At 74.7% G+C, this 18,802-nt stretch carries 18 protein-coding genes; 10 read left to right on the forward strand and 8 right to left on the reverse strand.

Annotation, left to right across the window (positions count from 1 at the left end; translation table 11 throughout):
* Positions 1 to 51: 51 nt before the first annotated feature.
* The gene (locus ACT7CP_RS10815; RefSeq protein WP_445442212.1) at positions 52 to 954 is read right to left on the reverse strand and encodes an SMP-30/gluconolactonase/LRE family protein; all 903 of its coding nucleotides are present in this window, start codon (positions 952 to 954) and stop codon (positions 52 to 54) included.
* A gap of 245 nt (positions 955 to 1,199) precedes the next feature.
* Here ACT7CP_RS10815 and ACT7CP_RS10820 point away from each other — a divergent pair, with 245 nt between their 5' ends.
* From ACT7CP_RS10820 to ACT7CP_RS10840, 5 genes are all read left to right on the forward strand, one after another.
* The gene (locus tag ACT7CP_RS10820; protein WP_445442213.1) at positions 1,200 to 1,760 is read left to right on the forward strand and encodes a Dps family protein; all 561 of its coding nucleotides are present in this window, start codon (positions 1,200 to 1,202) and stop codon (positions 1,758 to 1,760) included.
* 112 nt (positions 1,761 to 1,872) lie between these two features.
* Positions 1,873 to 2,673: an SDR family NAD(P)-dependent oxidoreductase gene (locus tag ACT7CP_RS10825; RefSeq protein ID WP_445442214.1), complete on the forward strand. Its 801-nt coding sequence runs from the start codon at positions 1,873 to 1,875 to the stop codon at positions 2,671 to 2,673.
* Positions 2,673 to 2,882 (forward strand): hypervirulence associated TUDOR domain-containing protein, encoded by a 210-nt coding sequence (locus tag ACT7CP_RS10830; RefSeq protein ID WP_445442215.1) that lies wholly within the window; start codon positions 2,673 to 2,675, stop codon positions 2,880 to 2,882. The genes ACT7CP_RS10825 and ACT7CP_RS10830 overlap by 1 nt, the downstream gene beginning before the upstream one ends.
* Positions 2,883 to 2,963: 81 nt before the next feature.
* Complete coding sequence (locus tag ACT7CP_RS10835; RefSeq protein ID WP_445442216.1) at positions 2,964 to 4,202, forward strand: sensor histidine kinase; 1,239 nt, start codon at positions 2,964 to 2,966, stop codon at positions 4,200 to 4,202.
* Positions 4,199 to 4,861 (forward strand): response regulator, encoded by a 663-nt coding sequence (locus ACT7CP_RS10840; RefSeq protein WP_413963443.1) that lies wholly within the window; start codon positions 4,199 to 4,201, stop codon positions 4,859 to 4,861. Before ACT7CP_RS10835 ends, ACT7CP_RS10840 begins: the two co-directional genes overlap by 4 nt.
* A 9-nt stretch (positions 4,862 to 4,870) precedes the next feature.
* Here the strand turns inward: ACT7CP_RS10840 and ACT7CP_RS10845 are convergent, their stop codons facing one another.
* The 5 genes from ACT7CP_RS10845 to ACT7CP_RS10865 all read right to left on the reverse strand — a co-directional run bounded on the left by ACT7CP_RS10845 (position 4,871) and on the right by ACT7CP_RS10865 (position 10,223).
* Positions 4,871 to 6,259 carry a D-alanyl-D-alanine carboxypeptidase/D-alanyl-D-alanine-endopeptidase gene (locus tag ACT7CP_RS10845; protein WP_445442217.1) on the reverse strand — a complete coding sequence of 463 codons (1,389 nt, stop codon included), beginning with the start codon at positions 6,257 to 6,259 and terminating at the stop codon, positions 4,871 to 4,873.
* Between the two features lie 131 nt (positions 6,260 to 6,390).
* Positions 6,391 to 7,008, reverse strand: coding sequence for a recombinase family protein (locus ACT7CP_RS10850; RefSeq protein WP_445442218.1), 618 nt, complete (start codon positions 7,006 to 7,008; stop codon positions 6,391 to 6,393).
* 88 nt (positions 7,009 to 7,096) lie between these two features.
* Positions 7,097 to 7,375: a DUF3072 domain-containing protein gene (locus ACT7CP_RS10855; protein ID WP_413963446.1), complete on the reverse strand. Its 279-nt coding sequence runs from the start codon at positions 7,373 to 7,375 to the stop codon at positions 7,097 to 7,099.
* A gap of 111 nt (positions 7,376 to 7,486) precedes the next feature.
* On the reverse strand, positions 7,487 to 8,692 hold the full coding sequence (locus ACT7CP_RS10860; protein ID WP_413963447.1) for a PrsW family intramembrane metalloprotease: 1,206 nt from the start codon (positions 8,690 to 8,692) through the stop codon (positions 7,487 to 7,489).
* Positions 8,693 to 8,795: 103 nt separating this feature from the next.
* On the reverse strand, positions 8,796 to 10,223 hold the full coding sequence (locus ACT7CP_RS10865) for an FAD-binding oxidoreductase (RefSeq protein ID WP_445442219.1): 1,428 nt from the start codon (positions 10,221 to 10,223) through the stop codon (positions 8,796 to 8,798).
* A gap of 64 nt (positions 10,224 to 10,287) precedes the next feature.
* On the opposite strand from ACT7CP_RS10865, the gene ACT7CP_RS10870 reads away from it, so the two are divergent.
* The gene (locus ACT7CP_RS10870) at positions 10,288 to 11,250 is read left to right on the forward strand and encodes a DNA-3-methyladenine glycosylase family protein (protein ID WP_445442220.1); all 963 of its coding nucleotides are present in this window, start codon (positions 10,288 to 10,290) and stop codon (positions 11,248 to 11,250) included.
* 3 nt (positions 11,251 to 11,253) lie between these two features.
* On the opposite strand, the gene ku is transcribed toward ACT7CP_RS10870, so the two are convergent.
* Positions 11,254 to 12,381, reverse strand: coding sequence for a non-homologous end joining protein Ku (ku, locus tag ACT7CP_RS10875; protein WP_445442221.1), 1,128 nt, complete (start codon positions 12,379 to 12,381; stop codon positions 11,254 to 11,256).
* 37 nt (positions 12,382 to 12,418) lie between these two features.
* Here ku and ACT7CP_RS10880 point away from each other — a divergent pair, with 37 nt between their 5' ends.
* From ACT7CP_RS10880 to ACT7CP_RS10895, 4 genes are all read left to right on the forward strand, one after another.
* Entirely contained in the window at positions 12,419 to 14,941 is a 2,523-nt protein-coding gene (locus ACT7CP_RS10880; RefSeq protein WP_445442222.1) for an ATP-dependent DNA ligase, read from the forward strand.
* A 93-nt stretch (positions 14,942 to 15,034) separates the two neighbouring features.
* Complete coding sequence (locus tag ACT7CP_RS10885; protein ID WP_413963452.1) at positions 15,035 to 15,913, forward strand: fumarylacetoacetate hydrolase family protein; 879 nt, start codon at positions 15,035 to 15,037, stop codon at positions 15,911 to 15,913.
* 41 nt (positions 15,914 to 15,954) lie between these two features.
* On the forward strand, positions 15,955 to 16,092 hold the full coding sequence (locus tag ACT7CP_RS10890; protein WP_445442223.1) for a hypothetical protein: 138 nt from the start codon (positions 15,955 to 15,957) through the stop codon (positions 16,090 to 16,092).
* A 43-nt stretch (positions 16,093 to 16,135) separates the two neighbouring features.
* On the forward strand, positions 16,136 to 17,197 hold the full coding sequence (locus ACT7CP_RS10895; RefSeq protein WP_445442224.1) for a hypothetical protein: 1,062 nt from the start codon (positions 16,136 to 16,138) through the stop codon (positions 17,195 to 17,197).
* Between the two features lie 73 nt (positions 17,198 to 17,270).
* Here the strand turns inward: ACT7CP_RS10895 and ACT7CP_RS10900 are convergent, their stop codons facing one another.
* A complete protein-coding gene (locus tag ACT7CP_RS10900) occupies positions 17,271 to 18,788 on the reverse strand; it encodes an aspartate ammonia-lyase (protein WP_445442225.1) in 1,518 nt (505 codons plus the stop codon).
* Positions 18,789 to 18,802 lie beyond the last annotated feature (14 nt).

Consider the following 18,802-nt stretch of genomic DNA (forward strand, 5'->3'; position numbering starts at 1 on the left):
GCGTTCCTCCTCGTGAGAGTGGTGCCGCCCGGTCGGACGGCGCCTCCGACGCTACGCGCGTGCGCCGCCGCCGACCGCGGTGCGAAAGACCGCCACCGGTCGCCCGGCGACGGCGGTGTCGATCGCGAAGACGCCGCCCGAGAGCGGGTGCTCCGCGAGCTGCTCCTCCGTCATGTTCTCCCGGGCGGTGCCGATGACGAGGGTGCGGAGGTCCGGGCCGGCGAAGGCGACGGAGGTGACGTTCGGGGCCGGCACCTCGATCTCGAGGTCCTTCGAGCCGTCGGGCGCCCAGCGGATCACCTTGCCGGCACCGTAGATCCCGTTCCACGCGTAGCCGTCCGCGTCGAGGGTCAGGCCGTCGCTCATCTCGCCGTGGATCCAGGGCTCCAGCTCGCCCAGCTCGCCGTCCTCCGAGTAGGGCGCCCGGAAGACCGTGGTGGTCGCGGTGTCGGTGAGGATAATGGTGCGGCCGCCGTCGGTCCACTCGAAGCCGTTGGTCGTGCCGAAGCCGCCGACGAGCGTGCGCAGCCTCCCCGCGCCGTCGACCGCGTAGACGGCCGCGTCGGGGTCGCCCTCGGTCAGGTCCATCGAGCCGACGACGAAGCGGCCCGCGGGATCGCACTTGCCCTCGTTGAGGCGCATGCCGTCGTGCGTGTGCGCGACCCGCGCCAGCTCCCGCGTGATCCGCCCGGCAGCGTCGACGAGCACGATCCGGTCGCCGAGCGCCGCGACGAACCCGCCGTCGTCGGCCGGCTGGAAGGACGCGAGCGGCGGCGGCAGCTCGAGCACGGTGTCGTCGGATCCGTCGGCGGCGCCCGTCCACGGGCTCCGGTGGAGGGTGCCCGCGGTGATGTCGTTCCACATCACGTCGCCGGCGGGATCCCACCAGAGGCTCTCGACGAGGATCGCGCGGGCGTCGCGCAGGACGCGGATGTCGGAGGTGAGGACGCTCATGGATCCAGCCAAGCACCGGAGCCGCCCCTCGTCCGGGGAGCGACGACGCGACCGCCGTCCCTGGACGCGGACTGTGAGCGCACTCACCGTTCGTGCGACGTGGATGAGGCGGGCGTACCGTCGGAGTCAGGCCGGACGTCGCGCGAACGCGCGCCCGGCCCACGCGGGCCCATCCCACCGGATGCCGCGCCGCACGGATCGGGAGACCCCCGACCCCACGAGAACGAAGAACCGAGGAGTCGCACATGACCACGACCGTCGAACGCCCCACCAGCACCTCCGAGAAGGCCACGCAGCCCGAGGGCTCCAAGCCCACCAAGCGCCAGAACGCCGAGCGCGGCTTCAAGGCCTCCGACGAGCTGCACCAGAACATGCAGAAGGTGCTCGTCGACCTGATCGAGCTGCACATCCAGGGCAAGCAGGCCCACTGGAACGTCGTCGGCAAGAACTTCCGCGACCTGCACCTGCAGCTCGACGAGATCATCGAGTCGGCGCGCGAGTTCAGCGACGACCTGGCCGAGCGCATGCGCGCCCTGCACGCGACGCCCGACGGCCGCAGCGACACCGTCGCCGAGAACACGACGCTCCCCGAGTACCCGCAGGGCGAGGTGGACACGGCCGAGACCGTCGACCTCGTGACCCAGCGCCTCGAGGCCGCCGTGCACACCATGCGCGAGGTCCACGACGACGTCGACGAGGAGGACCCGACCACCGCGGACCTCCTCCACGGCTTCATCACCGCGCTCGAGCAGTACGCGTGGATGGTCTCCGCGGAGAACCGCCGCGTCGGCTCCGCCGCCGAGTAGCGACACCGCACCACCCGAGGGCCGCACCACCAGGTGCGGCCCTCGTCGTGTCCGAGGGCACGACCACGCGCACGCCTCTACCGCCCCTCGCGGGCACAGGAAGGAGACCGGGATGGATCTCGGGATCACAGGGAAGACCGCGCTCGTCACGGGCGCCGACTCGGGCATCGGGTGGGAGACGGCCCGCATCCTCCTCGCGGAGGGCGCGACCGTCGTCATCAGCGACAAGGAGCAGGGGCTGCTCGACGAGGCGGCCGCGCGGCTCGACGCGCCGGAGGGACGGCTGCACGCGTTCGCGGCCGACGTCACGAGCGTCGCCGCGCTCGACGAGCTGCACCGACGCGTGCAGGAGGCCGTCGGCGACATCGACATCCTCGTGCAGTCGTCCGGGATCACCGGCGCGCAGGGGCTCTTCCACGAGATCGACGACGCGGGCTGGACGGACACCATCGAGGTCGACCTCCTCGGCCCCGTGCGGCTCGTGAAGGCGTTCCTGCCGTCGCTCCGGACGGGCGGCTGGGGCCGGATCGTGTTCCTCGCCTCCGAGGACGCCGTGCAGCCGTACGACGACGAGCTCCCCTACTGCGCCGCCAAGGCCGGGGTGCTCGCGCTGTCGAAGGGCCTGTCGCGCAGCTACGCGAAGGAGGGGCTGCTCGTGAACGCCGTGTCGCCCGCCTTCATCCACACGCCCATGACCGACGCGATGATGGACAAGCGCGCCGAGCAGCTCGGCACCTCGAAGCAGGAGGCGATCGACTCGTTCCTCGACGAGGAGCGCCCCTACATGGAGCTGAAGCGCCGCGGCGAGCCGACCGAGGTCGCGAACGTCGTCGCGTTCCTCTGCTCCGACCTCGCGTCGTTCGTGAACGGATCCAACTACCGCGTCGACTCCGGATCGGTGGCGACGATCTGATGGCGAGCTTCACGAAGGGCGACCACGTCACCTGGAACACGTCCCAGGGCGAGACGCACGGGAAGGTCGTCGAGGAGAGGACGAAGGACTTCCAGCACGACGGGCAGCACTTCCGCGCGTCGGAGGACGAGCCCGCGTACATCGTGGAGAGCGACAAGTCGGGCAAGACCGCGGCGCACAAGGGCTCCGCGCTGACGAAGAGGAAGTAGGCGCGGGCTCCCCCGCGGGTACCGGCGACCGGTACCCGCGGGGGGCGACCCGCGTGAGGCCGCGCACCTAGGCTGTGGCCGATGGACACCGGGACCGCCGCCGCCGCGCGCGCGACGCGCGCCCGGCCGTCCCGCCACCGCGGTCTCGAGGTCGCGGTGGACGCGCTCGTCGGCCTGATCGTCGTGGGCCTCGCCCTGACGCCGCCCGTCGAGGTGCAGGAGGCGGGCGCCCTGGTCGCGCTGCTGGCGCTGGTCGCCGTGGTCGTGCGCTCGGCCTTCCCCGGCGTGGCCCTCGTGCTGGCCTGGGCGATGGCGCTGACGCAGTGGGCGGTGGGCGAGCGGCCCGGCTTCGCGGATCTCGCCCTCCTGCTCGTGCTGTACTCCACGGCCCGGCGGGGATCGCGTCCCACCGCCGCGCTCGGCGCCGCGTCCGCGCTCCTCGGCGGTGCCGCCGCCACGGCCTACCTCCTGCAGACCGGGGCCCGGTTCTCCGTGCTCACGCAGGCGAGCGGCCCGAGCGGCGTGATCTTCGCGGCCGCGCCCGTGCTCATCCTCCTCATCGCGTGGCTGTCCGGGCTCGTCGTCCGCGTGGCGCGCTCCCGCACCGCCGAGTCGCAGCTGCGGGTCCAGGCCGAGGACACGGCCGTGAAGGCCGTCGACCTCGCGCAGGCCGAGACGCTGCGGGCCAGCATGGCGCGCGACGTGCACGACATCGTGGGCCACTCGCTCGCGGTGATCATCGCGCAGGCCGACTCGGTGCAGTTCCTCGACGACGAGGAGCGGATCCGCGGGGTCTCCGCCACCATCGCCGACACCGCGCGTCGCTCGCTCGCCGAGGTGCGCGAGGTGCTGAGCGGCACGAGCCCGGCCGAGGCCGACGACGGGCCCGAGGACCTCGACGCGGTCGTCGCGCAGCTGCGGGCCGCGGGCGTCGACCTCGGGCACGAGGTGCGCGGCACGCGACGCGCCGTCGACCCCGCCCGCCAGGTCGTGATCCGCCGCGTCGCCCAGGAGATGACCACCAACGCCATGCGCCACGGCGCGCCCGGCGGCCGGATCCGCTTCTGGGAGACCTGGCGCGCGACCGACGTCGTGCTCGAGGTCGAGAACCCCGTCGCCGCGCGCGAGGACGACGGCGCCGCCGCGCCCCTCGACGCCGCACCGCCGCGCGTCGGCACCGGCGTCGAGGGGATGCGCACCCGGCTGGCCGCGGTCGGCGGCGACCTCGAGGCCGAGGCCGTCGACGACCTGTTCACCGCCCGCGCGCGCATCCCGATCCCGGGTGCGCGCCCCCTCACCGTGCCGGGAGGCCGCCCGTGATCCGCATCGTGCTCGTCGACGACCAGGAGCTGTTCCGCGGCGGCGTGCGCGTCGCGCTCGACGCCCAGCCCGACCTCGAGGTGGTCGGCGAGGCCGGCGACGGACGCGAGGGGCTCGCCGTGATCGACGCGACCCGGCCGGACGTCGTGCTGCTCGACATGCGCATGCCCGTGATGGACGGCCTCGAGACCGTGCGGGCCCTGTTCGACGGGAGCCGCGCGGACCCGCCGCGCGTGGTCGTGCTGACGACGTTCGCGCTCGACCGGGCGTCCGCCACGGCGATCCGCGGCGGCGCGAGCGGCTTCCTCCTCAAGGACGCGACGCCCGCGTTCCTGGCCGCGGCGATCCGCGCCGTGCACGCCGGCAGCGCCGTCCTCGCGCCCGACGAGCTGACCCAGCTGTTCACCTCGGATGCGACCGTCGCGCCCGCTCCCCCGGCGCCGCCCGCGTTCCGGTCGCTGAGCGCCCGCGAGAAGGACGTCTTCGGGCACGTCGCGCGCGGCCTCTCGAACGCGGAGGTCGCGTCGCTCGAGTTCGTGAGCGAGTCGACCGTGAAGACGCACGTGAGCAGCATCCTCGCGAAGCTCGCGCTGCGGGACCGCGTGCAGCTCGTCGTGTACGCGCACGACCACCGGCTCGTGGAGCGCTCGGGCGCCTAGCGACCGGCGTCAGCCGCCGAGCGCGCCGCCGCAGCGGTGCAGCTCGGTCGCCAGCGCGTCGATCTCGGCGCGGGCGGCGGTCGCGGGGATGGCCGGATCGACGTCCTCGGCCCAGATGGTGAAGGCGACCCCGGTGCCGTCGGAGGCGTCCACGATGCCGGTGAGGCCGTGCATCCGCTCGAGCGTGCCCGTCTTGCCGCGGATGCGGCCGGCCGCCTGGCCCGCCTCCCCCGCGAAGCGGCCCTCCTCCGCGAGCGTGCCCGTGCGCCCGGCGACCGCGAGCCCGGCGTCGACGACCTCGAGGTCGCCCGCGTGCTCGGCCACGCGGACCATGAGCCGGGTGAGGAGCTCCGCGGGCACGCGGTTCGCGTCGGAGAGGCCCGAGCCGTCGACCAGCCGGATCCCGTCCACCGGCAGGTCGAGCGAGGCGAGCGCCGCGGGCGTGCCGCGCTGGATGTCGGCGGCCGCGCTGCCGGCGCCCGTCTCGATGGCGACGAGGCGCGCGAGGGTCTCCGCGAGCGTGTCGTCGGAGTGCGTGAGCATGTGGCCGACCAGCTCGCGGACCGGGGCGGACTCGACGGCGCCGAGCACGGCGGATCCGGGCGCGGCGGTGACGAGCGGCCCGTCGGTCGCGACGTCGTCGCCGAGCAGGGGCGCGAAGGCCTCGGCGGCGCGCGCGACGGCCGCCTCGCCGCGGCGGGAGTACGCGACGGCCGGATCGTCGCGGTCGCCGTCGACCATGAGCGCCGTGATGTTCGACATGGATCCGCCGCGCCGCGCCGCGATCGGCCACTCGGGCAGCCACGCCGGGCCCGTGAACAGGCTGCTGTCCACCTGGAGGCGGCGGATCGGGACGTCGGCGAGGTCGAGGTCGAGGCGCCGGGCCTCGCGCACCTGGCGCGCGAGGTCGTCGAGGTGCGGCGCGTCGGGGTAGACGCCGTCGGTGCCGGACGGGAGGCGGCTGAGCGTCGGGTCGCCGCCGCCCACGAGGACCACCGTGTCGGCGCGCGCGCCCTGCACGACCCGGGTGGAGATCCGCCGGTCGGGGCCGAGCGCCTCGACCGCGGCCGCGGCCGTGAGGACCTTCATGGTGCTGGCCGTCGCCGCCGGCTCGTCGGCGCGCACGTCGAGCACGGCCTCGCCCGCCCCGCCGTCGACCTCCGCGGCGGAGAGGTGCAGCGTGCCCGTGGACCAGCCGGCCGTGAGCGCGTCGACGGTGCAGGACGCGGGATCCGCGGACGCGCCGCCGACGGGCGACGGGAGGATCCCCGTGGCGACCCCGGCGCCGACGACGGCGGTCGCCACGACGGCCGCCAGCAGCGCGGATCGCCGCCGCCGGATCGCCGCGCGCGAGCGCGCCGCGGGACGACGAGCGGGCGCGGGGCGGGAGGGTGCCATGTCCCCAGGTTAGGAAACGCGCCGGACCGCCACCTCGGCCGCGGGTCCCGACGCGCTCCTCCGGGGGGACGAAGGGGGACGGCCGGGGACGGCGACGGGGACGAGCACGAGCACGAGCGGGCGGACGCGGGTCAGCGCAGCAGGCCGCCCGTGCGGCCCGACTCCGCCCAGGCCAGCGCGCGTGTGACCGTGCGCTCGCTCACGTCGAGCACGCGCGCGATCTCGGCCGTGTCGCGGCCCTTCGAGCGCTCCTCGACGGCGATCTGCAGCTTCCGGCGGGTGATGCCCTTGGGGAGCGACGGCAGCGCGGGCGGCGCAGGTGCGGCGGACGCGGCGGCGGCCTCCCGGGCGCTCGGCTCCGCGGAGCGGCGGCGGCGCCGCTCCGCCTCGGTCGTCGCCTCGACCGTGGCGAGCGCGAGCGTGACGGCGAAGAGCCCGCGGCCGGCCTCGGTGCCGGCCTCCAGCCCGTCGCGGACGGCGCGGAACGCGACGCCGCGCGCCTCCAGGTCGTTGAGGATCCGCACCACGTCGGCCGTCCCGGGGCCCAGCCGGTCGAGGCTCACGACGAGGAGCTCGTCGTTCTCGCGGAGGTAGTCGAGGGCGTCCTGGAGACCCGGGCGCGCGGCCTTCGGTCCGCCGGCGACGTCGACGAAGATCCGCTCGCAGCCCGCGGCGTCGAGGGCGTCGACCTGGTCCTGGTACGACTCCTCCGCGCGCGCGACGCGGGCGTACCCGACGAGCGTGGTCATGCGGCCTTCCTCCCTGCGTGCACCCCCGCGTCACGCGACGACGGGCGGGCGCCGTCGCGGCACCCGCCCGTCCGCTGCATGCGGCGGATCAGCTCGCGTCGTCGGACTGCGGCGACGCCGTGTCCTTCTTCTCCTGCAGGCGGTCGATCTGCTCGCTCGCCTCGGCCTTGTTGAGGTCGGCGGGGATCTCCTCGCCGGCCTGGGTGGCGAGGGAGTCGAGGTAGCTGCGCTGCGCGCCCGTCATCGGCTCGTCGCCCGTGACCCACGTGCTCGGGTCCTTCTCGGCGCTCTGCGGCGGCGTGGGCGTGGAGGATCCGAGCATCTCCCTGTCGTCGCCGCCGGTGGTGTCCTGGTTCGCATCGCTCATGGTGGTGCCTTCCTCGTGGTGTCCCTGTGACGCTACTCGCGACCGCCGACAGCGACGGGCGCGCCGGGGGCGCCGGGGCGGCCCGGACGCTGCCCGGCTAGCGCATCGGCATCAGCGCCGACCTCCGCGCAGCAGCGCGTCGCGGTGGTCGGTGACGGCCTGCAGCAGGCGGCGCTCGTCGTCGAGGTGCCCGGCCTCGGAGCGGCCGGAGGCGGCGGGCCGCTCGGACAGCATCCGCTGCCGCGCGAACGCCAGGCGCGTGGCGTCGCGCGTGAACAGGACCATGGCCCGTCCCGCGTCGCCGCCGCGCGTCCGCGCCCAGAGCCGGGCGCGGCGCCGTCCCTGCCACGTGCTCAGCATCTCGACCTCGGCGGGCGTGAACCAGCCGACGGCCGCGTACTCGCGGAGGCGGCGGCGCGTGAGGTGGATCTCGTACCGGCGCAGGAGGATCACGACCGTCACGAGGAACGCGAAGATCGGCACCTGCAGCAGCACGTAGAAGGTGAGGAAGTCGCCGGTGATGGTGACCCCGGTGTTCCAGAGCGCGTGCAGCACGATCGCGCCGACGAGGCCGATCGCGCCGAAGCCCAGGGCCGCGCCCGGTCCGCGTCGGGCGCCGTAGCCGATGGCGATGCCGGTGATCATCGTGAAGGTCACGTGCGCGAACGGCGAGAAGAGGCCGCGGAGCACGAACGTGGTGACGAGCGCGCCCTCCGTGCCCGAGACGAGCGGGCCGCCGAAGTAGACGATGTTCTCCGTGAAGGCGAAGCCGGCCGCGATGGTCGCGCCGTAGACGATGCCGTCGACGGGCCCGTCGAAGTGGCGGCGGGCGACCCAGAAGATGAGGAGCAGGCCGATGGCCTTCGCCGACTCCTCCACCACGGGTGCCTGGACGGCGAGCTGGAGGAACTCGGTGTACCGGGTGGGCACGCCCACGGCCAGGCGCGCGTACTGCACGACGAGGTCGAACAGGAGGGCGATGGCCACGGACGCGGCCGCGCCCCAGAGGAGCGCGAACAGGAGCGCGAGCCGCGGCTCGGGCTCCCAGCGGTCGACCCAGCGGATGGCGAGGAGCACGAAGCCGAGCGGGATGAGGGCGAGGACGGCGCAGATCGCGACGGCCTCGATCCCGAGGCTGAGCACGAGGTACGCGGCGACGACGAGGCCGACGAGCAGCAGGACGGCGACGCCCGCGACGCCGAGCACGGCCGACGCGGTGATGCGCGACGGCGGGTGCGGGGTCGGCAGCTCCATGGCCGGCGGCGGCGACGCCGGCGAGGGACGGTGGACGGTCACGGGGATGGACGGGTCGGTCACGACGGCCCTCTCTTCGGCGGATCGGCGTCGCCAGCCTACTGGCGGGATCGGCGGCCGTCCGGGGTCGCGTCGCGCGCGGACACGCGGATGCGGCGGCGGTCCGTCACGCCGCCTTGCCGGGGTTGAGGATCCCGGCGGGATCGAACACGCGGCGGATCCCCGCGGCCAGCCCCATCACGTCCTCGCCCAGCTCGTCGGCCAGCCAGCGCCGCTTGAGCAGGCCCACGCCGTGCTCGCCCGTCAGCGTGCCGCCGAGGTCGACGGCCGCGCGGAAGAGGAGGTCGGCCGCGTGCCAGACCGCGTCGGGGATGCCGGTCGCGTCGCCGTCGGGCGTGGTCGGGTCCTCCGGGATGCAGAAGTTCGGGTGCAGGTTGCCGTCGCCCGCGTGCGCGACGGTCGGGATGGCGAGGCCCGTCTCGCGCTCGATCTCCCGGATCCGCGTGAGCATCTCGGCGAGGCGCGAGCGCGGCACGGCGACGTCCTCGATGAGCACGCGTCCCCGGGCGGCGAGCGCCGGGTGGAACGCGCGGCGGATCGCGAGGAGGCGCTCCCCCTCGTCGGCGTCGTCGGTGACCTCGGCCGTGCCGCCGCCCGCGACGACGACCGCGACCACGCGCGCGGCCTCGGCGGCGGCGTCCGGCCCGTCGGAGCGGATGAGGAGGTGCGCGGATCCACGGGCGGAGTGGTCGGTGCCGAGGTGCGCGTCGATGGCCGCGAGCGCGCCCGCGTCGAGCAGCTCCATGGCGGCGGGCCGGATGCGCGCGGCCGTGATCGCGGACGCCGCCGCCGCGGCCGCCGTCGCGTCGGGGAAGGACGCCGCGACGGTGGACGGCGTGGCGGTCGGCAGCGGCCGCAGGCGCACGGTGGCGCGGACGATGACCCCGAGCGTGCCCTCCGAGCCGATCATCAGCGCGGTCAGGTCGTAGCCGGTGACGCCCTTCACGGTGCGGTGGCCGGTGTTGACCACGCGGCCGTCGGCGAGCACGACCGTGAGGGCGAGGACGGCCTCGCGGGTCACGCCGTACTTGGCGCAGAGGAGGCCGCCCGCGTTGGTGGCGATGTTGCCGCCGATGGTGGAGATGGCCTTGCTCGCGGGATCCGGCGAGTACCAGAGCCCGCGGGGCGCGAGCGCCGCGTTGAGGTCGTCGTTCAGGACGCCGGGCTCCACGACCGCGAGCTCGTCGTCCTCGCTGACCTCGAGGATCCGGTCCATGCCGCGCACCGACAGCACGATCTCGCCCGCGGTCGCCGTCGCGCCGCCCGCGAGGCCCGTGCCCGCGCCGCGCGTGACGACCGGGGTGCCGGTCGCGCTCGCGATGCGGAGGGTCGCGACGACGTGCGCCACCTCGGTCGCGCGCACGACGGCGATCGGGTCCGCGGGGCTGCGGTAGCCGGACCGGTCGGAGCGCGCGTCCTCGAGGGACGCGGGGTCGGTGGCGACGAGGTCGCCGAGGGCCGCGACCAGCTCCGCGCGGACGGCGTCGGCGGAGGCGGGCGTCGGGGAGGTGCGGACCACGTCGTCGTCGATCATGCAGTCCACCCTAGGTCGCGCGCCCGCGGGGGCGGGGGTCGGGCGCGTCGGGCAGTCTGGGCGCATGGACTCCCCCGACGTCGCCGCGTCCGCCGGCGCGCACGTCGCCCGCACCGTGCTCGACGTGCCCGCGCCCTTCGACGGCGGCGGCGTGATCCGCTTCCTGTCCTGGCACGCGGTGACGGGGGCCGAGGAGGGCGACGCGACGTCCTTCACGCAGTCGGCGCGGCTCGCGCACGGCGCGGGGACGGTGACGGTGCGGCTGCTCGCCCCGGAGACCCCGGAGGCCGGGGAGGCGCCGGACGCGTCCACCCGCGTCGAGGTGACCACCCGCGTCGAGCACGCGGACGACGCCGCCGAGCTCCTCGCCGGCACCCGCCGCCTCCTCGGCCTCGACGTCGACGCCGCGCGCATCGACGCTGACCTCGCCCGCGACCCCGCGCTCGCCGCGGCCGTGCGCGCGACGCCCGGGCTCCGCATCCCCGGCACGCTGGATCCGCGCTCCACCCTCTTCCGCACGGTCGTCGGCCAGCAGATCTCGGTCGCCTCCGCGCGCGCGACGCACGGCCGCATGACGGCGGACCTCGGCGAGGACCTGCCCGCGTCCGTGGCGCACGGATCCGTCACGCGCCTCCCGCCCTCGGCCGCCCGGATCGCGCAGGACGGCGCCGAGCTGCTGCGCGGACCCGCCCGGCGGACGGCGACGCTGATCCGCCTCGCCGAGGCCCTCGCGACCGGCGAGCTGGTCGTCGAGCACGGCATGCCGCGCGCGGAGCTCCGGGCCGCGCTCGTCGCCTTCCACGGCGTCGGGCCGTGGACGGCCGACTACGTCGCGATGCGCGCCCTCGGATCCTCCGACGTGCTGCTCTCCGGCGACCTCATCGTCCGCCGCGGGGCCGCCGCCCTCGGGCTCCCCGACGAGGCGCGCGCCCTCGACGCGCGCGGGGCCGCCTGGTCGCCGTGGCGCTCCTACGCGACCCTGCACCTCTGGCGCGTCATGACCGACGGGATGCCGGCCGCGGGCTGAGGCCTACGCGCTCCTCCGCTCGGCGGCGGGCTCCTTCGCGGTGCTCGACTTCCCCGCCCCGCTCGCCTTCTTCGTCGCGGCGCTCGACTCCTTCGTGGCGCTCGACTTCCGCGTCGTGCTCGCCTTCGCGGTCGCGGATCCCGTCGACTTCGAGGCCGCCGACGTCCCCTTCGACGTCGACTTCGCCTTGGTCTTCGCCGCCGGCTTCTTCGCCGCCGCCTTGGCCGGCTTCTCCGCCGCCGCCTCCGCGGGCGCCTCGTCCGCGTCCTCCGCGTCGTCCGCCGCCGCCTTCCCCTTCGCCGCCGGCTTCCGCGCGGGCGCCTTCCGCTTCGCGCCTCCCCCGCCCCGGCTCCGCTCGATGCTGCGCTTCAGCGCGTCCATGAGGTCGAGCACCTCGCCGCCGGAGTCCTCGTCGTCGTCGGACTCCCCGAAGGTGGCATCCGTGTCGAGCGAGTCGCCCTGGGCGAGCTTCGCGTCGATGAGCGTCTTCAGCTGCTCCTGATACTCGTCGCTGAACTTCGACGGGTCGAAGTCCTCCGCGAACCCCTCGACGAGCTGCGCCGACATCTTCAGCTCCCGCGGCGACACCTTGGGCGCGGCGTCGAGCGACGGGAAGTCGGCCTCGCGCACCTCGTCGTCCCAGAGGAGCGTCTGCAGCATGAGCACGTCGCCGCGCACCCGCAGCGCCGCGAGCCGGGTCCGCTGACGGAGGGTCACGTGCACGATCGCCGTGCGGTCGGTCTCCTGCAGCGTGCGGCGGAGGAGCGCGTACGACTTGGGGCTCGAGGAGTCCGGCTCCAGGAAGTAGCTGCGGTCGAGCATCACGGGGTCGATCTGGTCGCTCGGCACGAACTCGACCACGTCGATCTCGCGGCTCTTCTCCTCCGGGAGGGAGGAGAGGTCCTCCTCCGTGATCACGACCGTGCGGTCGCCGTCGTCGAAGGCCTTGTCGATGTGCGCGTAGTCGACGATCTTCCCGCAGATCTCGCAGCGGCGCTGGTAGCGGATCCGGCCGCCGTCGGCGTCGTGGACCTGGTGCAGCGGCACGTCGTGGTCCTGCGTGGCGCTGTAGACCTTCACGGGCACGTTGACGAGGCCGAAGGTGACGGCGCCCTTCCAGATGGCTCTCATGGGTCCAGTGAACACCGGCCCGGGCCATGCTGGACCGATGGCGGGTGCGAAGCAGCAGGTGGAGGTCGAGGGCCGGCGGATCACGCTGTCGAACCTCGACAAGGTGCTCTACCCGGAGACGGGCACCACCAAGGGCGACGTCATCGCGTACTACGCCGCCATCGCGCCGCACATGATCCCGCACCTCCGCGACCGGCCCGTCACCCGCAAGCGCTGGGTCGACGGCGTCGGCACCGACGAGCACCCGGGGAAGATGTTCTTCCAGAAGGACCTCGACGCGCACACGCCCGAGTGGGTGCTGCGCCGCGCGATCCAGCACCGCGACCACGCCAACGACTACCCGCTCGCGAACGACGTCGCGACCCTCACCTGGCTCGGCCAGATCGCCGCGCTCGAGCTGCACGTGCCCCAGTGGCGCTTCGGCCGCACGGGCGACGTCCGCCGGCCCGACCGGCTCGTGCTCGACCTCGACCCGGGCCCGGGCGCCGGCCTCCCCGAGTGCGTGGAGGTCGCGAAGGCGGCCCGCGCGATCCTCCGCGACATGGGCCTCGAGCCCTACCCGGTGACGAGCGGATCCAAGGGCGTCCACCTCTACGCCGCCCTCGACGGCAGCCACGACGCCGCCGCGATCTCCGAGGTCGCGCACGAGCTCGCCCGCGCGCTGGAGGCCGACCACCCCGACCTCGTGGTGAGCGACATGAAGAAGGCCCTCCGGCAGGGCAAGGTGCTCGTCGACTGGAGCCAGAACAACCCGAACAAGACGACGGTCGCCCCGTACTCGCTCCGCGGGCGCTCGCGGCCGACGGTCGCGGTGCCGCGCACCTGGCGCGAGCTCGCCTCGCCCGCGCTCCGGCACCTGGAGATGCACGAGGTCCTCGACCGCATGCGCACGCGCGAGGACCCGCTCGCGCCCGTCGAGGAGGGCCACCGCGAGAGCCTCGAGCCGACCCGCGAGCGCCTCGCGGGCTTCGAGCGGAAGGACGGGCAGGGCGACGCCGCCGATCCCGGGACCGACCGCCTCGCCACCTACCGCTCCAAGCGCGACGCCGCGAGGACGAGCGAGCCCGTCCCCGCGGAGCCGCCCGCGCCGTCCGAGGGCCGGTCCTTCGTGATCCAGGAGCACCACGCCCGCGCGCTGCACTGGGACTTCCGGCTGGAGCACGACGGCGTGCTCGTGAGCTGGGCCCTCCCCAAGGGCGTGCCCACCGAGCACGGCACCAACCACCTCGCCGTGCAGACCGAGGACCACCCCGTCGAGTACGGCTCCTTCGAGGGCACGATCCCCGCGGGCGAGTACGGCGGCGGCGATGTCGCCATCTGGGACGCGGGCACCTACGAGCTGGAGAAGTGGCGCGACGGGAAGGAGGTCATCGCGACGCTGCACGGGCGGGGCGAGGGCACCGGGATCGACGGGCCGCGCCGCTACGCGCTCATCCACACGGGCGGGCACGGCAAGGCCGACGCGAACTGGCTGATCCACCTGATGGAGCCCGCGGACGCGCCCGCGAAGCGCCACGTCGCGCCGGCGCGCGCTGCGAAGCTCGAGAAGGCGGCCGGGCGGACGCGCGTCGGCGCCCGGCGGCGGGGCGGCGCGGCGTCCGCCCCCGCGCCCATGCTCGCGACCGCCGCGACCGGGGCCGGCCTCGACCCCGACGAGGAGTGGGCCGTCGAGATGAAGTGGGACGGCTACCGCGCGATCGCCGTCGTCGCGGACGGCCGCGCGACCATCACGAGCCGCAACGGCGTCGACCTCACGGCCGCCTTCCCCGAGCTCGCCGAGCTGCCCGACCAGCTCGACGTGGACGCCGCCGTGCTCGACGGCGAGATCGTCGTGCTGGGCCCCGACGGCCGCCCCGACTTCGGGCTCCTGCAGACGCGCCTCGGCCTCACCGGGGAGAGGGACGTCGCCCGGGCCCGGAAGGCCGCGCCCGTGCACCTCATGCTCTTCGACGCGCTCGCGATCGGCGACCGCGTCCTCGTGGACGCGCCGTACCGGGAGCGCCGCGCCGCCCTCCTCGACGCCGTGCGCGCGCCGGACCGCGGCCGGATCCAGGTCCCGCCCGCGTTCGACGGCGACCTCGACGACGCCCTCGCCACCAGCCGCGAGCTCGGCCTCGAGGGCGTCGTCGCGAAGCGCGTGGACGCGCCCTACGAGTCCGGGCGGCGGTCGAGCGCGTGGGTGAAGGTCAAGCACCACCGGGCGCAGGAGGTGGTCGTCGGCGGCTGGCGCCCCGGATCCGGCAGCCGCTCCTCCGGCGTCGGCTCGCTGCTCGTCGGCGTCCCCGGGCCCGACGGCCTCGCGTACGCGGGCCGCGTCGGCACGGGCTTCACCGAGCGCGACCTGGCCGACGCCCTCCGCCGCTTCCGGCCGCTGGAGCGGAAGACGAGCCCCTTCGCCGACGTCCCGGCCGCCGACGCCCGCGATGCGCGCTGGATCACCCCGCGCCTCGTCGGCGAGGTCGAGTTCGCCGAGTGGACCGCGACGGGCCGACTCCGCCAGGCCTCGTGGCGGGGCTGGCGGCACGACAAGTCCCCCGACGAGGTCGTGCGCGAGGACTGAGCCGCCGCGGTCGCGCGTGCACGCCGGATGCACGTCCCATGCACGTTATGACCGCAACCGCGACCGACCGCGCCCGCCCGATACGGTGGTGGCATGAAGTTCGCGCACCTGCTCGCCGACGACGGCGTGACCCCCCGACTGGCCGCCATCGTCTCCGAGGGCCAGGCGCTCTTCCTCGACGAGGTGCTCGACGACTCCCCGCGCGACCTGCAGGACCTCATCGAGCGCGGCGACGACGAGATGGCCCGCGTCCGCGCCACCGTCGAGCGCGCCGTCGCCAGCCGCACGAGCACCACCCCGGTGGACGGCCTCACGCACGCCTCCGCGATCCTCCGCCCGCCGGCCGTCTACGCCGTGGGCCTCAACTACTCCGCGCACGCCGAGGAGCTCAACATCACGAGCGCCTCCGCCCCCACCGTCTTCGCGCTCTGGCCCAACTCGCTCGCGGGCCACGAGGGCACCACCAGCTGGCCGCGCTCGCTCAGCGAGGAGGTCGACTACGAGGTCGAGCTCGGCGTCGTCATCGGCCGGGCCGCGCGCGACGTGTCCGAGGCGGACGCCCTCGACCACGTCTTCGGCTACACGGTCGTCAACGACATCACCGCCCGCAACCTGCAGTTCTCGGAGCAGCAGTGGAGCCGCTGCAAGAGCTTCGACGGCTTCTCCCCCACGGGTCCCGTCGTCGTCACGCGCGACGAGGTGCCGGATCCGCAGGACCTCCGCATCACCACGGTCCTCGACGGCGAGACGGTGCAGGACGGCCGCACGAGCGGCATGGTCCGCACGGTCGCGCGCCTCGTCTCCTACCTCTCCACCTCCTCCACGCTGCAGCCGGGCACGCTCATCTCCACGGGCACGACGAGCGGCGCCGGCTACTCGCGCGACCCGCAGATCTTCCTGAAGGACGGCAGCACGGTCACCGTCTCGGTCGAGGGCATCGGCTCGCTGACCACGCACACGCGCATCCTCTGACCGGGGTCGGGCGCCCGACGCCCGCGCGTAGGCTCGACCGCATGACCGACCAGCCGCAGGACCCGATCCACGACCACTCCATCCCGGAGGACGCCGACCTCACCGCGCCCGACGCGGCGGATCCCGACGCGGACGAGGTCCACGACGCCACGGGCCCCCAGGGCGAGCGGGACGCGTAGCCCCTCCCGGCCGATCCCCGAGCCGCGCGTCTAGGCTGGACGGATGATCAACCGTCTCCTCCTCCTCGCCGGCCTCGGCACCGGCTACGTCCTCGGCGCGCGCGCCGGCCGGAAGCGCTACGAGGGCATCGCCCGGACGTCGCGCACCGTCTGGTCGAGCGCGCCCGTGCAGCGCGGCGTCCGCGAGGCGCAGGCCGTCCTCGACGAGAAGGGCCCGGTCGTCGTCGAGCGCACGGTCGAGACCGCCCGCGAGGTCGCGGGCTTCGTCGGGCACGCCGTCCAGGGCGCGGCGGTCGCCGTCGGCCGCACCGCGCACACCGTGGGCGAGCGCATCGGCACCACCACGCAGGACGTCGCCGGCCGCGTCGGCAGCACGACCCAGGACATCGCCGGCAAGGTCGGCAGCACCACCCAGGACATCGCGGGCAGGGTCGGCGACACCGCCAAGGACCTCGGCACCCGCACGGCGGACCAGACCAAGCACGTCGTCGACCGCGTCGGCCAGCAGGCGACCGAGGTCGGCCACCGCGTCGCCGAGACGGCCGAGGACGTCCGCGGCCGCGTCGTCGAGACCGCCGAGGAGGCGCGCACGCGCGTCCAGGCGACGGCCGAGGACCTCCGCGAGCGCGGCGAGGAGGCCGGCCGCCGCGCCGTCTTCACCGCGGCCGAGGCGCGCGACGAGGCGCTCGCGTCCTTCGACGACGAGGATGAGACCGGTCCCGTCCAGATCCCCGCGACCGGCGCCGCGCGCGCCGGCGAGGCCGACGCCTCCGCGGACGGCACCGAGGACGACGCGGACGAGGACCTCGACACCCTCGGCCCCGACGACCTGGGCGAGCCGGCCGACGCCGACGAGCCGTCCGCCGAGGAGCCGGCCGCCGAGACGCCGCCCGCACCCGCGCCCGTCGCGCCGAGCGCCGCCGCCCGCAGGCCCGCGCCGAAGCGGAAGGCGGCCCCGAAGCCGACCTCCGCCGACGCCCCGCACGTCCCCACCCCGGCCGACATCGCCGGATCCGTGCACCGCGAGGAGCCCGCGCGCGACGCCGCCGCGGACGACGCGTCCGGCACCACGCCGGCCCGCACCGCCACGGAGCCGGACGCTTAGCGCCGGATCCCCCGCACGCGACAGCGCGCCGCAGCCCTCGGGCCGCGGCGCGCTGTCGTCGTCGAGGCGCCCGTCAGCTGAGTGCGCCACCTTCCTCGGCGGCGTGGGCGGCGAGCATCTCCGGCGTGATCGCGGTCATCGCCGCCGTCACGGGCTCGAGGCCCGAGAGCCGGTCGGGCGCGAGGATCTTCTCCACCTGCGACCGCGTCATGAGGCCCGCCTCGACCACGAGGTCCGGGATCGACGCGCTCGTCATCAGGGCCGTCTTCGCGAGGCTGGAGGAGGCCGCGTAGCCGATGTACGGCGTGAGCGCCGTCACGACGCCGACCGACGACTCCACCTGCGCCGCGAGTCGCTCGGTGTTCGCGGTGATCCCGTCGATGCAGTTCACCCGCAGCGTCCACGCGGCGTTCCGCAGCCAGCTGAGCGACTGCAGCAGCGAGTGCGCGATGACCGGCTCGAACGCGTTGAGCTGCAGCTGCCCGCCCTCGGCCGCCATGGTCACCGTGACGTCGGCGCCCGCGATGGAGAACGCGACCTGGTTGACGACCTCGGGGATCACCGGGTTCACCTTGCCGGGCATGATGCTCGACCCCGCCTGCCGCGGCGGCAGGTTGATCTCGCCGAGCCCCGCCTGCGGGCCCGACGACAGCAGCCGGAGGTCGTTGCAGATCTTCGAGAGCTTGATGGCGCTCCGCTTGAGCGTCGAGGAGAGCGTCATGAACACGCCCGCGTCGCTCGTCGCCTCGATGAGGTCGCTCGCGGTCACGAGCGTGTAGCCCGTTATGGCGCTGAGGTGCCCGCGCACGGCCGCCGCGTAGTTCGGATCCGCCGTGATGCCCGTGCCGATCGCCGTGGCGCCGAGGTTGATCTCCGACAGCAGCGGCACGAGCTCGCCGAGCCGCGCGTGGTCCTCGCCGAGCGTGGTGGCGAAGCCGTGGAACTCCTGGCCGAGCGTCATGGGCACGGCGTCCTGGAGCTGCGTGCGGCCGACCTTGAGCACCTGCGAGAACTGCGCGCTCTTGGTGAGGAACGACCTCCGCAGCAGCTCCAGCTCGTCGAGGGTCTGCCGCAGCGAGTGGATGAGGGCGACCTTGAGCGCCGTCGGGTAGGTGTCGTTGGTGGACTGGCTGCGGTTCACGTCGTCGAGCGGGTGCATGTGCCGGTAGTCGCCGAGCGCGTGGCCGGCCCGCTCGAGCGCGCGGTTCGCGATGACCTCGTTGGTGTTCATGTTGGTGCTCGTGCCGGCGCCTCCCTGGATCACGCCGACCACGAACTGGTCGTGCAGCTCCCCCGCGATGATCTCCGAGCAGACCTCGTCGATCTGCTTCGCCTTCCGCGCGTCGAGCACGCCGATCTGCACGTTGGCGCGCGCCGCCGCCTGCTTCACCTGCGCGAGCGCGACCACGAACTCCGGGTAGACGCTCAACGGCCGCAGGCTGATGGGGAAGTTCTCGAGCGCGCGCGCCGTGTGGATCCCCCAGTAGGCGTCGGCGGGGACGTCGAGGCTCCCCAGGCTGTCGGTCTCGGTCCGGACGGGGTGGCCGTCGGGGGTCGGGATGCGGTCGTCGTTCGGGCTCACTGGGGTCATGGTGGAGGCTCCAT

Source organism: Clavibacter rahimiani (assembly GCF_052654495.1).

Coding starts and splice junctions, on each gene's coding strand:
- ACT7CP_RS10815 (WP_445442212.1), bottom strand. CDS start 954: ATGAGCGTCCTCACCTCCGACATCCGCGTCCTGCGCGACGCCCGCGCG.
- ACT7CP_RS10820 (WP_445442213.1), top strand. CDS start 1,200: ATGACCACGACCGTCGAACGCCCCACCAGCACCTCCGAGAAGGCCACG.
- ACT7CP_RS10825 (WP_445442214.1), top strand. CDS start 1,873: ATGGATCTCGGGATCACAGGGAAGACCGCGCTCGTCACGGGCGCCGAC.
- ACT7CP_RS10830 (WP_445442215.1), top strand. CDS start 2,673: ATGGCGAGCTTCACGAAGGGCGACCACGTCACCTGGAACACGTCCCAG.
- ACT7CP_RS10835 (WP_445442216.1), top strand. CDS start 2,964: ATGGACACCGGGACCGCCGCCGCCGCGCGCGCGACGCGCGCCCGGCCG.
- ACT7CP_RS10845 (WP_445442217.1), bottom strand. CDS start 6,259: ATGGCACCCTCCCGCCCCGCGCCCGCTCGTCGTCCCGCGGCGCGCTCG.
- ACT7CP_RS10850 (WP_445442218.1), bottom strand. CDS start 7,008: ATGACCACGCTCGTCGGGTACGCCCGCGTCGCGCGCGCGGAGGAGTCG.
- ACT7CP_RS10855 (WP_413963446.1), bottom strand. CDS start 7,375: ATGAGCGATGCGAACCAGGACACCACCGGCGGCGACGACAGGGAGATG.
- ACT7CP_RS10865 (WP_445442219.1), bottom strand. CDS start 10,223: ATGATCGACGACGACGTGGTCCGCACCTCCCCGACGCCCGCCTCCGCC.
- ACT7CP_RS10870 (WP_445442220.1), top strand. CDS start 10,288: ATGGACTCCCCCGACGTCGCCGCGTCCGCCGGCGCGCACGTCGCCCGC.
- ku (WP_445442221.1), bottom strand. CDS start 12,381: ATGAGAGCCATCTGGAAGGGCGCCGTCACCTTCGGCCTCGTCAACGTG.
- ACT7CP_RS10880 (WP_445442222.1), top strand. CDS start 12,419: ATGGCGGGTGCGAAGCAGCAGGTGGAGGTCGAGGGCCGGCGGATCACG.
- ACT7CP_RS10885 (WP_413963452.1), top strand. CDS start 15,035: ATGAAGTTCGCGCACCTGCTCGCCGACGACGGCGTGACCCCCCGACTG.
- ACT7CP_RS10890 (WP_445442223.1), top strand. CDS start 15,955: ATGACCGACCAGCCGCAGGACCCGATCCACGACCACTCCATCCCGGAG.
- ACT7CP_RS10895 (WP_445442224.1), top strand. CDS start 16,136: ATGATCAACCGTCTCCTCCTCCTCGCCGGCCTCGGCACCGGCTACGTC.
- ACT7CP_RS10900 (WP_445442225.1), bottom strand. CDS start 18,788: ATGACCCCAGTGAGCCCGAACGACGACCGCATCCCGACCCCCGACGGC.